Below are 12,234 nucleotides of genomic sequence, written 5' to 3'. Positions count from 1 at the left end.
CACCCAGGCTTTAAAGAATGAATAAGGCGCGCCGATCGAGGTCCACCGTCAAAGCCGAATATTGGGGCGCCGGCGCTCCCGAACAGGGCGAGTTGGTTCCATGGTAAACAGACGGTTTAGCCGCGCGAGGCCGCCAACGCGCACGCCGAGGAGCTTCAAGATCACCCGAGGATCTGTGAAAACTTCGTGATTACAATGCCTTACATGGTTAATGTAATCTTACCTGCGCCGTTAAAGCATGAATCGAACTGTCCGGACCCACCGATACCTAAAATTAGAATCGAATTTGCCGAAAAAGCCGCCTTCCCAGGCAAGCGCTCCTTGGGCGGCCTGTGCCATGGTGAAGCGATAACATGGAGGTCGCGCATTTTATGAAGCGCGCCCCGGAGACGATGAGGGCAGTCAGATGGGTTTTCTGGTTCGGATGGCATTATGGTTTTCGCTGGTCCTGCTGGTCCTTCCGCTAGACACCGGCAATACCTCCACTGACGCCCCAAGCGTCGGCGCCATCCAGGCGTTTCTGGCCGCGCGCGAGGCGGTCGGCGACGTGACCGGCATTTGCGAGCGGAAACCCGAAGTCTGCGAGACCGGCAGATCGGCCCTGCATACGGTCGGCGTCAGGGCGCGCGAAGCGGCTCGCATCGCCTTCGAAATGCTCGACGAGAATTTCGGCGAACCCGACACCGCCACCATGACCGGCGCCATTCCGACGCCCCAGGCGGAAATTCCGGCCGCGAACTGAGGTTCGCGCGCTACTGTTGGGCGGGCTGCTAATCTTTTTGCTTGCCGTTTTTCGCTGAAGCCACGCCGCGTTTCATGGAATGCGGATGACCGGCACAGCATACGCCGGCATCAGCAGGGGAGACTCTCGACGATTATTCTGGACCGATTCCGGCATTCTTGCCCGTTCCGGCATGGATTCCCGACACTCTCCGCTCGTTCCTCGCTCATGAGGTCGGGAATGACGAACTGCATTGAGGGCTCCGCTAATCTCCAACGTCGGTGACTACGGAGTGTCCGCGCCGGCGATTTGTGGAAACGCTGGCGTTGGCGATTTGCGGAAGTGGCCTCATGAAGCCGTCATTCCCGACCTCGTGAGCGAGGAACGAGCGGAGAGTGTCGGGAATCCATGCCTGAACGGCTTTTGACGGCGCCCGCGGTCCAGAACAAGGCAGCCAATCCAGACAGATCATCAGATCTGGCATCACGCCTTGCGCCTCGCTCCCTCTTTTTCCGTGACGCGGCCCGCCTCAGCCACTATATCCACGGCAAATGACTACGATCGACACCATCCGCGACGATTTCGCCTTCCTGGACGAGTGGGAGGAGCGCTATCGCTACATTATCGAGCTCGGTGAGGCGCTGCCGCCCTTCCCGGACGAAGCGCGCGATGCCGCCCACAAGGTCCAAGGCTGCGTCAGCCAGGTCTGGCTGGTGACCGACAAGGGGCCGGGGCCGGATCCGGTCGTCTGCTTCCAGGGTGATTCCGACGCGCATATCGTCCGTGGCCTGGTCGCTATCATGCTCGCGCTGTTTTCCGGCAAGCGCTCCAGCGAGATCGTGACGACCGACGCCGAGGGGCTGATGCGTTCGCTCGGCCTCGACGAGCATTTGACGCCTCAGCGCGCCAACGGCCTGCGCTCGATGGTCAAGCGCATGAAGGGCGACGCCGAAGCCGCTCTCGTCCAGCACGCCTAACCCCGTTCTACATCGACATTTTCGGCCGATAGTCTTCGCTTCCCCAATGCAGTGAGCGGTGCCGCACTGACCGTCCTGCCGCCGGATTGTAATGGCGGCTGAGCACGCCGAGCGCGGTCTTGAGCACGATCTTGGCCGAACGCACCGGCCAGCCGCGCTCGCGCTCGACCAGTTCCAGCCCTTTCAGGAAGCAGCATACGTCGATCAGCACGCCGGAAAGCTCCGGGCCGACAGCGGCGATCGCGGCATCGACGCGCTGGCGCGCCGCGAGTGCCGCATCGGTCAGTTCGGCCAGCCCTCCGCCTTGCGCGCGCGTGCCCGAAGCCACGCTCGCTTCCCAGTTCGCGCCGAGCCGCGGCATGATCCTGCCCCGAGTATAGTCCGACCGAAGCCGCTCGCCGGCGGCAAATTCGGCTTGCGTCAGGAACGGCCTGCCGTCCGCGCCGCGGCGGCGCATCAATTGCCCCAGAGGCGATTCCGCCAGATTGATCAGGGCAAGGGCCGGTTCCCCGCTGGTCTCTACCTGCACGATCTCGAGTTCGCGGTGCTGATCCTGGAAGCGGCTGGCATCCGCCCCACCCAGGCCGGTCGTTGCTCGCTTCGGCGCGAGTGAAAGGCGCGTGCCATGCCGGACCAGCACACCGTCCTTAGCCATTGCCGCCAGCAAGGCCGCGTCTGCGGCGATCGTCCCCCATTCGCCGGCGTCGAGCAGAACCCTGCCCGCAGTCGCCGCCGGCCGGACGGCGACATCGCCACGCGCCAGGAAGCTCAGGAGCCGCCGCTTCATCCTGTCCGCCATCCGTCAAAGTCCAAGCCGGTTGCGGAATGCCGCGAGCGCCACCCGCTCGGTCCGCGCGACGAGACAGTCGAAGTCTTCGTCGTCGCGCATGTCCTCGATCAGGTGGCAGGCATGGAGAACCGTGGTGCGGTCGCGTCCGAAGCCGTGGCCGACCTCGTTCATGCTGAGCCGCAGCACGACATGGCTGACATACATGGCGATCTGCCGGACCCGCGTGATGCTTTGATCGGTCCGCCCCGGCCGCCGCAGTTCCTTTCCCGAGACGTTGAACAACGCCGCGACGATGTCGATCATGCCCTCGCACAATTCGACGGCGCGTTCGCCGCGCTGACCGCCGACCGGCTGGGCCGAACGGGTTGGAGCGCTTCTTGCCCCCGGCTGGATTTCTATGATCGCCTTGCTTGCCGTCGCTGCGGTCGAATGCACTGAACTTTTCCTCCTCGCCTGATAGGAATAAGTTCTTATAACGACCTGCAACCAGGATGTGAACAAAATGAGAACAAAGAATCTGTCGGCCAGCAGCCAACAGACTGAAAACTCGACACTTTTTTGATTCCGTTTGGTTTTTAGGCGAGAGTTTTATCCCCACCCCTCAGCCGCGCGCCTAGCCTGTTGGCCTCAATGCCAGGGACAGGACCAGCCGCATGCACGGATTTCGCCAGGAAACCAAAGACTTCAAGGATCGGAAAGCGCAGGAAACGGCGCATGCCCGGCAAATCGCCGCCCTGCACCTCGCCTGCGGCATCGATCTTGCCGCCGCCCTTCAGGCCGGACCCGCCGAAAAGCTCAGGCTAGCCGGCCGCCTGGAAAGAGCTATCGAGCGCGAGCGCCTGAAGGGACTGCGGCGACACTGGAGCTACGATCTGAACCGGCACATAGCTTTGAAGCAGGGGCTCGACCGGCTGCGCGGAACGGAAGCCGCGCCACGCCAAGGCATGGCTGGAAAACAAAACGGCGCCCGAAGGCGCCGTCGCGAAACTCCTGTAGACGTTTAAGCCTATCGGGACTTGGGCTTACGGCCGAGTCCCATCTTCTTGGCGAGCTGCGAGCGCGCGGCCGCGTAGTTCGGCGCGACCATCGGATAGCTGGCGTCCAGGCTCCATTTTTCGCGGTACTGGTCGGGCGTCAGGCCGTAATGGGTCATCAGGTGACGCTTTAACGACTTGAATTTCTTGCCGTCTTCCAGGCACACGATGTAGTCGTCATGCACAGACCGCTTGGGATTGACCGCCGGCTTCTGCTTGTCGGCGGGCGGCTGCTCGGCGCTGCCGCCGACGCGGCCAAGCGCTGCATGCACGTCAGAGATAAGGTTAGGCAGTTCGCCGACCGGGACCGGGTTGTTGCTCACATAAGCAGCGACAACATCGGCGGTGAGCTCGATCAGCATCTCGTGATTACGAGCAGGCGTTTCCATAGTGTCCATTTTACTCGGGCCCCAATTTAGCTAGATAGTTGTGCCCCTTTCTAACCGGCGGGGCATTGCGCAGTCTGGCGCAGGGCAAAACCCCACGATTCGCGTCGACTTGTCTTATCGGACATATTGCCAAGTCAAGTCAATTCACAATTTTTGTATATATTAGCTACCTGGCTAGTCATTCCAGATATTCGCCGGCGACTTGTACGCGCCCAGGTCGATTAGACGAAACCGATTTTCACTCAAATCAGCAACGTTACGTAGCGTCACGGCTGCGCCAAGTCTTTACTGCTTATGGATAAGACCGCGCGACGGCGCTTTTTTGCCGCAGTGGCAGGTCCAATGACCGATTCGGACCGGACCGGCAAGCTCTCGTTTTTTTAGAGGCAAATGCCGGCCTCCGACAGCCGCCAACCACCTGAAATCGACGGGTCTGCGCCTTCGCATGAAAGGGACCGAACTTACCTGCGAGCTTGCTGATGCACCGGCCGTCAGTGCGGAGCAATGTATTTGCCGTAGACCCAGCCGGTAACGAAATTGCCGTTCTGGGCCGGGTCGTGCCAGATCTGGCACCAGCGGTAACGAACCGCCTGTTCCTGCTTCCACGCCGGCTGGTTGGAGATATCAAGCAGATTGACGCCGCCTGTGCATTTTCCCGTCATCTGCAGCACCGTCCCGTTGGGATATGCCGCCTGCTTCTGCGAATGGCCGGCCGGATATTTCCTGACGTTCAACGTGTCGCCGAACGGGACATTGGCGACTTCCCATGCCGCAAAGACCGCCGCCCCGGATTGGCCTGCGCTGACAGCGACGGTTAAGCATGCGGCGAGCGCCGCGGCGACCCTCAAAAGCCTGTTCATCTATCTCTCCTGTGGCGAACCGGCTAAACCGGACACGCCGAACAACTAGATTACTGCTCTTGAACGCGCCGTGACGGACGTATTCATTTGCCATTCAAGAATCTTCCCAAGCGAGAAGCAATGACCGCCAAAACCATGTTTCCGAACGTCAATCCGCCCATAACCGAGGAGCGCCCGGTCTCCGACACCCGGCACGGCGTCACCCGGACAGACGAGTTCGCCTGGTTGCGCGCGGAGAACTGGCAGGAGGTGTTTCGCGACCCGGCGCTGCTCGATCCGGCAATCCGCGACCATCTCAATGCCGAAAACGACTACCAGAAGGCACTGATGGCCGACACTGCCGAACTGCAGAAGACGCTGTTCCAGGAGATGAAAGGCCGCATCAAGGAGGACGATTCGTCGGTTCCGATGAAGGACGGCCCGTACGCCTATGGCTCATCGTTCAAGAAAGGCGGCGAGCAGCCGCGCTACTTCCGCACCCAGCGCGACGGCGGCGAGGAAGACATCATCCTCGACGGCGACGCCGAAGCCGAGGGCCGGCCCTATTTCCGCATCGGCGGCGTCGACCACTCGCCCGACCACAGCCGCCTCCTGTGGGCCTTCGACGACAAGGGCTCGGAATTCTTCACGCTGCGCGTCCGCGATCTTGCTGAACGCAAGGACCTCGCCGAAATCGTCCCGGACACTGGCGGCTCAGGCGTATGGAATGCTGCCGGCGACGGATTCTTCTATACGCGGCTCGACCAGAACCACCGCCCGTCGAAGATCTTTTTCCACGCGCTCGGTTCCGATCACGCCGACGATCGCCTCGTCTATGAAGAGCCCGATCCCGGTTTCTTCATGAGCGTGGGCGGATCGCGCAGCAATGACTGGGTCTTCATCGGCATCAACGATCATGAAACGACAGAATACCGTCTGCTCAGCGCCAGGGATCCGTTAGCCGCCCCGCGTATCGTGGAGCCGCGCGAAACCGGGCTGCAATATGATCTTGAGGAAGGCAGCGACATTTTCTTCATCCTCACCAATGCCGACGGCGCGAAGGACTTCAAGATCATGACGGCGCCGGTCGCCGATCCGAGGCGCGCCAATTGGACGGAACTCGTCGGCCATGAACCCGGCCGGCTGATCCTGTCGCTGCTCAGTTTCAAGGATTTTCTCGTGCGGCTGGAGCGCAAGGATGGCCTGCCGCGCATCGTCGTGCGCGACCGCGCCAACGGCGAAGAGCACATAATCTCGTTCGAGGAAGAGGCTTTCTCGCTCGGCCTCTCCGGCTCCTACGAATACGACACCGACACGATGCGGTTTTCCTATTCGTCTATGACGACGCCGGCGCAGCTGTTCGACTACAATATGCGCACGCGCGGGCGCACGCTTTTGAAGACGCAGGAGGTCCCCTCCGGCCACAACCCGGCTGACTATGTCACCCGCCGGCTGATGGCCCCTTCTCACGATGGCGAACTGGTTCCGATCTCGCTCATTCATCACCGCGAAACGCCGCTGGACGGCAGGGCGCCTTGCCTGCTTTACGGCTACGGCTCCTACGGCATTGCCATCCCCGCATCCTTCAATACCAACTGCCTGTCGCTCGCCGATCGCGGCTTCGTCTATGCCATCGCGCATGTTCGCGGCGGCAAGGACAAGGGCTATGGCTGGTACGACGACGGAAAGCGGGCGAAGAAGCAGAACACATTTCTCGATTTCATTGCCGCCGCCAACCATCTGGTCGCCGAGCGCTACACCGCGCATGACCGGATCGTCGCACAGGGCGGTTCGGCGGGCGGCATGCTGATGGGCGCCGTCGCCAACATGGCGCCGGAGGCGTTCGGCGGCATCATCGCCGAAGTGGCCTTTGTCGACGTGCTGACCACCATGCTGGACGACACGCTGCCACTCACCCCGCCGGAATGGCCGGAATGGGGCAACCCCATCCTGTCCGCAGAGGATTACCGGACGATCGCCGCCTACTCGCCCTACGACAATGTCGGCGCGTACGAATACCCGCCGATCCTGGCAGTCGCCGGCCTGACCGATCCCCGCGTCACCTATTGGGAGCCGGCGAAATGGATCGCCCGCCTGCGCGCCCGGAAGAAAGGCGACAACCCGGTTTTATTCAAGATCAACATGGATTCGGGCCATGCCGGAGCATCCGGGCGTTTTTCGCGGCTGGAGGAGATCGCCTTCAACTACGCGTTCGCGCTGAAAGTCACCGGAAAGGCATCCGCACCTCCCTATCGGCGTTCAGTCTGAAGGCGCCTGGGTCGAGGGCCGCGCCGGATATCCATTCGGACGTGGCGGCACAGCCTTGAGATAGGCCGCGATCGCCGCCCGGTCTTCCGGCGTTAATCTGGCGATGTTCTTCTGGACTTCGACCATCGAACCGCCCACCGAATCGAAATCCGGCGTGAAGCCTGTTTCGAGGTAGCTGGCGATATCGCCTTCGGACCAGTCGCCAATGCCGCCCTCGCCCGATGTAGTATTGGGAGTGACGCCGTCGCCTTCGGCGGCAATTGCCCCGGCAAGCCACTGGCCTTTATCGGTCCCGCCCGCGATGTTGCGCGGCGTATGGCATTCGCCGCAATGACCTGGCCCCTCGACCAAATAGCGGCCAAGCAGCACATTCTCCGGTGTGCCCTCCGCCATCGCGATGACCGGAGCGTCGTCGAGATAGAGCAGCTTCCACAGGCCGATGCCGCGCCGGAAGCTGAACGGAAAGCTGAGCGTATGATCCGGCGCTCGGCCGGCGACCGCGGGCAGCGTTTTCATGAAGGCGTAGAGATCCGCCACGTCCGCCGGCTTCATCCGCGCGTAAGACGCATAGGGAAAGGCAGGATAGTAATGCCGTCCCGACGGCGAGACGCCCTTCAGCATGGCGTTGGCGAAATCCTCCTGCGACCACGCGCCGATGCCATCGTTGACGTCCGGGGAAATGTTGGGCGCGACGAACGTGCCGAATGCAGTCTCGAGTTGCACTCCGCCGACCAGTTGCAGCAGCGCCTCACCTTCGGATTTCGGCCGGGCGTGACAGGACGTGCAGCCGCCGGCCCAGAAGATGCGTTCGCCCCTCGCCGCGTCGCCGGTTCCAAGCACAGCCGCGGCTTCGGCGTCGATTCGGCCAGGCGCTGTCAGGTACCAGAAGGCCAGCCCGCCAATGCCTGCCGCGATCACGGCGGCGATGGCAAGCTTTCCAGGCAAATTCATAGGCTGGCGTCAGTCCTTCTTGATACGGAACGTCTCGTGGCAACTCGAGCAGCGCTGCCCGATCGCGGCGACCTGCGGCTTCAGCGCTTCGAGGCTTTGAGCCGGAGCGGCGGCTGCTTCGGCCGTGGCGGCCTTGAACTTGTCCACCTCGGCCTGGAATCCGGCCATGTCTTCCCAGATTTTCGGGGAAGCGGTGGTATCGCCCTTGTCGCTGCCCGGCGGGAACGAAGCCGCGACATCGATCGCCTGCACATTTTCGTTGAGCTTGGTCAAAGCCGCCATAACCGCCGCGGCGTCGAAATCGGCCTCGCCCTGGACCATCTTCACCAGCACGCCGACCTGTTTTCCGTTTTCCTTCATGACTGCCTGGCGGTCGGCGATCACGTCGGCGAACGCGGCGGTGGTAGCGAGCGCAATTGCGGAAACGGCAATAACAAATTTCTTCATGGAGTGACCCCTGGGTTGCAAAAGGATGCCTTGGGAAAACGACGCCATTGGAGCAGAAATTCCCGCCATTTGTTTTCACGGTTTTGTGAGTTTTCGCGCCGGTCAGTTTGGCGAAAAGTACCGCCGATCCGAAGCGTCCACGCGAATAGCGGCTCGCTTCCATCAAGACCGTGAAAGGCATTCCCCTTCGGCCGCTCCGCCCCACCCACCAGGAGACTACGTCATGACCATAAACCGTCGAACCTTCGGCCTCGGCGCGCTCGGCGCCGGTACCCTGCTCTTCTCCCGGATCGATCCTTTTCGGATGGCAGCGGCTGCAACCGCACCTGCTTCAATGCCTTTGCCGGCCGCCCACCGCTTCACGCTCGGCGAACTGGATATCACCGCTCTGAGCGACGGCCATCTGAATCTGGGGCTCGAACTTTTTCCCGCCGCCGATCCGGCAACCGCCGAGGCGCTGCTCACAAAAGCCTTCCTACCGAAAGCGGTGCCGACATCTGTTAACGCCTTTTTGGTCACCAAGGGCGACCAGCGCGTGCTGATTGACACCGGGACTGCCTCAGCCATGGGACCAACGCTTGGTCATGTGCCGGAGGCGCTTGCCGCTGCCGGCGTCAAACCCGAATCGATCAACACCGTAATTATCACCCATCTCCATCCGGACCACGCCAACGGGCTGCTCGATGCCGCCGGCAAGGCGGCTTTCCCGGCGGCGGAGGTGGTGGTGTCGACGCCCGAACTCGCCTTCTGGAATGATGACGGAGTGATGTCGAGAGCGCCGACCGAAATGAAGCCGTTCTTCGACATGGCGCGCAAGGCGATCGTGCCCTATGAGGGCAAGGTCCGGAAGATCGAAGGCGAGATCGAGATCGTGCCAGGTATCACGGCCCTGCCCGCTCCTGGCCATACGCCCGGCCATCTTGCGCTTCGGATCAGCTCTGGTGATGCAAATCTTCTCATCTTCACCGACGTGATCCACGCCGCGGCTTTGCAGTTCAGCCACCCGGAATGGGCAATCGCTTTCGATGTGGACCAGGAAACCGCAATCGCCACACGCAAGAGGGTGCTGGACATGGCGGCGGCCGACAACCTGCTCGTCGCCGGCATGCATCTACCTTTCCCCGGCGTCGGTCATGTCGTGCGCGAGGGCGACGCCTACGGTTATGTGCCGGCACCTTGGCCGGCGCTTTGACCGGACATCAAGTGAATTGACCGCCGCGCCGGTCTCCACGCTTGCACTTCAACCTAAATCAAAAGGCTCCACACAAGGTGGAGCCTTTTTCAGTGCTGAAAGCCGGTCAGGAGATTATTTAGCCTTTTCGTACATTTCCAGGACGTAGTCCCAGTTGATCAGGCTGTCGACGAAGGCCTCCAGATATTTCGGACGCGCGTTGCGATAGTCGATGTAATAGGAGTGCTCCCACACATCGACGCCGAGGATCGGCGACGCGCCATGCACGAGCGGGTTCTCGCCGTTCGGGGTCTTGGAGATTGCGAGCTTCCCGTCCTTCACCGAAAGCCAGGCCCAGCCGGAGCCGAACTGCGTGGTGCCGGCGGCGATGAAATCCGCCTTGAACTTGTCGTAGCCGCCGAGGTCGCTGTCGACAGCCTTCTGCAGGGCGCCCGGAAGCTTGTTGCCGCCGCCGCCCTTCTTCATCCATTTCCAGAAATGGATGTGGTTGTAGTGCTGGCCGGCATTGTTGAAGAGGCCGGCGTTCTTGCCGAAGGACTGCTTGACGATCTCTTCCACCGACAGGCCTTCCATGCCGGCTTCGGCAGCCAGCTTGTTGCCGTTGTCGACATAGGCCTTGTGATGCTTGTCGTGGTGATATTCGAGCGTTTCCTTGGACATGTAAGGCTGGAGCGCCTCGTAGTCATAGGGCAGTGCGGGCAGTTCAAAAGCCATGGTCGTAACTCCTCGGTGGCAATGTTTCCGGCGCAGCCGCCGGATTTGAGATAGGCTGGAATATTGCTGCGACAACTCCGCGACAGGCGCCCTCGCCTCTTTTTTATCGGCTTTAGCCGATGGGAGTCGAATGGGCCCACTCCCAATAGAGTTCCCGCGCCTTCTTGGCCACTGGGCCGGGCTGCAGATCGCGATCCTCGATCCTGGTCACGGGAACCACTTTGGAGTGGTTGCCGGTGGAAAAAATCTCGTCGGCTTCCATGAAATCGCGCACTGAAAGCGTGGTCTCGGTGATGCGGAAGCCGTAGTCCGCAAGCAGTGCAATCGTGCGCGCACGCGTGATGCCGGAGAGAAAAGTTCCGTTCGGCGCCGGCGTGAAGACGTGGCCGTCCTTGACCAGGAAAATGTTCGACGTGCCGGTTTCGGCGACATTACCGAGCAGGTCGCGCACCAGCGCATTGTCGAAACCGCGCTGCTTGGCTTCGAGGATGGCCCGGCCATTGTTGGGATAGAGGCAACCGGCCTTGGCGTTGGTCGGCATGGTTTCCAGCGTCGGGCGGCGGAACGGCGAAACCGTCACCGAAAAACCCGATGGAGGGATCATCGGCGCTTCGTAGAGGCAAAGACAGAAGCGGGTCGATTCCGGATCGGCCGGGACGCCCATATAGCTGCCATGCTCGGCCCAATACATCGGCCGGACATAGACGGCCGTCTTGCCGTCGAATTTCTTCAAGCCATCCCATGCCAGGCCGACGATCTCCTCGGTGGCCATAGTCGGGTTCAGGCCCAGCGAAACCGCCGATGCGTTGACGCGCGCGCAATGCCGGTCGAGATCGGGCGACACGCCCTCGAACCACCTGCCGCCGTCGAACACGCTGGTGCCCAGCCACATTGCGTGGCTGCGCGGACCGATGAGTGCGACATTGCCCTCATGCCAGTCTCCGTCGACATAGGTCCAGGTCGTCGATTGCGCGGGCGTCGATAAGCTCATGTGAAGTCCCAAATCTCTGTGCGGCGCAATGGAAGACGCTTTGTCCCGCGCCGTCAACAGGCGAGCCAGAGGAATTGTTGGGGCCAGAACCGGCGTTCAGGCGACGACGGGACTTGCGTCCGCGCCTGCAATGATGGACGAATTTGGAATGCGACACGCCGCCTTCGTATTCGACGCCTATGGAACGCTGTTCGACGTCCACGCAGCGGTGCGGCGGCATGCGGCCGCCATCGGTCCCGAGGGTCAATTGCTGTCCGACGTCTGGCGGGCGAAGCAGCTCGAATATTCCTGGGTCCGCAGCCTCATGGGTTCTTATGCCGATTTCTGGCAATTGACCGAACAGGCGCTCGACTTCGCTTTCGACAAGGTGCCTTCGGCCGACCGGTCGCTGCGACAGAACCTGCTCGACGCCTACTGGCGGCTCGACTGCTACCCGGAGGTGCCGGCGGTGCTGAAGGCGCTCAAGGCGGAAGGCGCGCGGCTGGCGATACTGTCCAACGGATCGCCGGCAATGCTGGAGGCCGCAGTCCGATCGGCCGCCCTCGACACCGTGCTCGACGACATCTTCTCCGTCGACCAGGTCCGGAAGTTCAAGACCGACCCGTCCGTCTACGATCTTGTGGCGACGCACTGGCGTCTCTACCCAGCCTCGATATCCTTCCAGTCTTCCAACCGCTGGGACATCGCAGGCGCGGCGAAATTTGGTTTCCGCACCGTTTGGGTCAATCGCAGCGGCCAACCCGACGAATATCGCGACCACCCGCCCTCCCTTATCCTGCCTTCACTTGAGGGACTGCTCGCCGGCGCCTGATCCAGTCACATCGCCCGTTGCCCAATTGCAACAGCGGCGAGACAGACACACCTTCGCCTTCCTTTTTTCACCCTCGCGACAGATTCAGAACCGTCTATCGCGCCCGAACT

14 protein-coding genes are annotated in these 12,234 nt (G+C 61.7%); 6 read left to right on the top strand and 8 right to left on the bottom strand.

Annotation, left to right across the window (positions count from 1 at the left end):
* Positions 1-406: 406 nt before the first annotated feature.
* Together G6N73_RS20845 and G6N73_RS20840 are read left to right on the top strand one after the other, a co-directional pair.
* A complete protein-coding gene (locus G6N73_RS20845; protein WP_165031090.1) occupies positions 407-742 on the top strand; it encodes a DUF5330 domain-containing protein in 336 nt (111 codons plus the stop codon).
* Positions 743-1,272: 530 nt separating this feature from the next.
* Positions 1,273-1,698 (top strand): SufE family protein, encoded by a 426-nt coding sequence (locus G6N73_RS20840; protein ID WP_165031087.1) that lies wholly within the window; start codon positions 1,273-1,275, stop codon positions 1,696-1,698.
* A 7-nt stretch (positions 1,699-1,705) separates the two neighbouring features.
* Here the strand turns inward: G6N73_RS20840 and G6N73_RS20835 are convergent, their stop codons facing one another.
* A complete protein-coding gene (locus tag G6N73_RS20835) occupies positions 1,706-2,497 on the bottom strand; it encodes a DUF6456 domain-containing protein (protein WP_246252332.1) in 792 nt (263 codons plus the stop codon).
* 3 nt (positions 2,498-2,500) lie between these two features.
* Positions 2,501-2,923 (bottom strand): helix-turn-helix domain-containing protein, encoded by a 423-nt coding sequence (locus tag G6N73_RS20830; protein WP_343044684.1) that lies wholly within the window; start codon positions 2,921-2,923, stop codon positions 2,501-2,503.
* Between the two features lie 218 nt (positions 2,924-3,141).
* Here G6N73_RS20830 and G6N73_RS20825 point away from each other — a divergent pair, with 218 nt between their 5' ends.
* Positions 3,142-3,492 (top strand): cytoplasmic protein, encoded by a 351-nt coding sequence (locus G6N73_RS20825; RefSeq protein ID WP_246252329.1) that lies wholly within the window; start codon positions 3,142-3,144, stop codon positions 3,490-3,492.
* A gap of 2 nt (positions 3,493-3,494) precedes the next feature.
* Here G6N73_RS20825 and G6N73_RS20820 read toward each other — a convergent pair whose 3' ends face one another.
* Positions 3,495-3,920: a Ros/MucR family transcriptional regulator gene (locus G6N73_RS20820; protein ID WP_165031085.1), complete on the bottom strand. Its 426-nt coding sequence runs from the start codon at positions 3,918-3,920 to the stop codon at positions 3,495-3,497.
* Positions 3,921-4,402: 482 nt separating this feature from the next.
* Positions 4,403-4,771 (bottom strand): SH3 domain-containing protein, encoded by a 369-nt coding sequence (locus G6N73_RS20815; protein WP_165031083.1) that lies wholly within the window; start codon positions 4,769-4,771, stop codon positions 4,403-4,405.
* 120 nt (positions 4,772-4,891) lie between these two features.
* On the opposite strand from G6N73_RS20815, the gene G6N73_RS20810 reads away from it, so the two are divergent.
* A complete protein-coding gene (locus tag G6N73_RS20810; protein ID WP_165031081.1) occupies positions 4,892-7,018 on the top strand; it encodes a S9 family peptidase in 2,127 nt (708 codons plus the stop codon).
* Here the strand turns inward: G6N73_RS20810 and G6N73_RS20805 are convergent.
* Together G6N73_RS20805 and G6N73_RS20800 are read right to left on the bottom strand one after the other, a co-directional pair.
* Complete coding sequence (locus G6N73_RS20805; RefSeq protein WP_165031079.1) at positions 7,010-7,969, bottom strand: cytochrome c; 960 nt, start codon at positions 7,967-7,969, stop codon at positions 7,010-7,012. The genes G6N73_RS20810 and G6N73_RS20805 overlap by 9 nt on opposite strands.
* A gap of 9 nt (positions 7,970-7,978) precedes the next feature.
* Positions 7,979-8,416, bottom strand: a complete 438-nt coding sequence (locus G6N73_RS20800; protein ID WP_165031077.1) for a c-type cytochrome — start codon at positions 8,414-8,416, stop codon at positions 7,979-7,981.
* Positions 8,417-8,639: 223 nt separating this feature from the next.
* Between G6N73_RS20800 and G6N73_RS20795 the strand changes: the two genes are divergently transcribed.
* Positions 8,640-9,608: an MBL fold metallo-hydrolase gene (locus tag G6N73_RS20795; RefSeq protein ID WP_246252327.1), complete on the top strand. Its 969-nt coding sequence runs from the start codon at positions 8,640-8,642 to the stop codon at positions 9,606-9,608.
* Between the two features lie 114 nt (positions 9,609-9,722).
* Here G6N73_RS20795 and G6N73_RS20790 read toward each other — a convergent pair whose 3' ends face one another.
* Both G6N73_RS20790 and G6N73_RS20785 read right to left on the bottom strand, forming a co-directional pair.
* Positions 9,723-10,322 carry a superoxide dismutase gene (locus G6N73_RS20790; protein WP_165031075.1) on the bottom strand — a complete coding sequence of 200 codons (600 nt, stop codon included), beginning with the start codon at positions 10,320-10,322 and terminating at the stop codon, positions 9,723-9,725.
* 112 nt (positions 10,323-10,434) lie between these two features.
* Positions 10,435-11,313, bottom strand: a complete 879-nt coding sequence (locus G6N73_RS20785) for a branched-chain amino acid aminotransferase (protein ID WP_165031072.1) — start codon at positions 11,311-11,313, stop codon at positions 10,435-10,437.
* A 148-nt stretch (positions 11,314-11,461) separates the two neighbouring features.
* Here G6N73_RS20785 and G6N73_RS20780 point away from each other — a divergent pair, with 148 nt between their 5' ends.
* The gene (locus tag G6N73_RS20780; RefSeq protein WP_165031070.1) at positions 11,462-12,124 is read left to right on the top strand and encodes a haloacid dehalogenase type II; all 663 of its coding nucleotides are present in this window, start codon (positions 11,462-11,464) and stop codon (positions 12,122-12,124) included.
* The last annotated feature ends 110 nt before the right edge of the window (positions 12,125-12,234 follow it).

The organism is Allomesorhizobium camelthorni, from assembly GCF_011045125.1.
Taxonomy (GTDB): Bacteria; Pseudomonadota; Alphaproteobacteria; order Rhizobiales; family Rhizobiaceae; genus Allomesorhizobium; species Allomesorhizobium camelthorni.
This window is presented reverse-complemented; position numbering and strand designations above follow the sequence as displayed.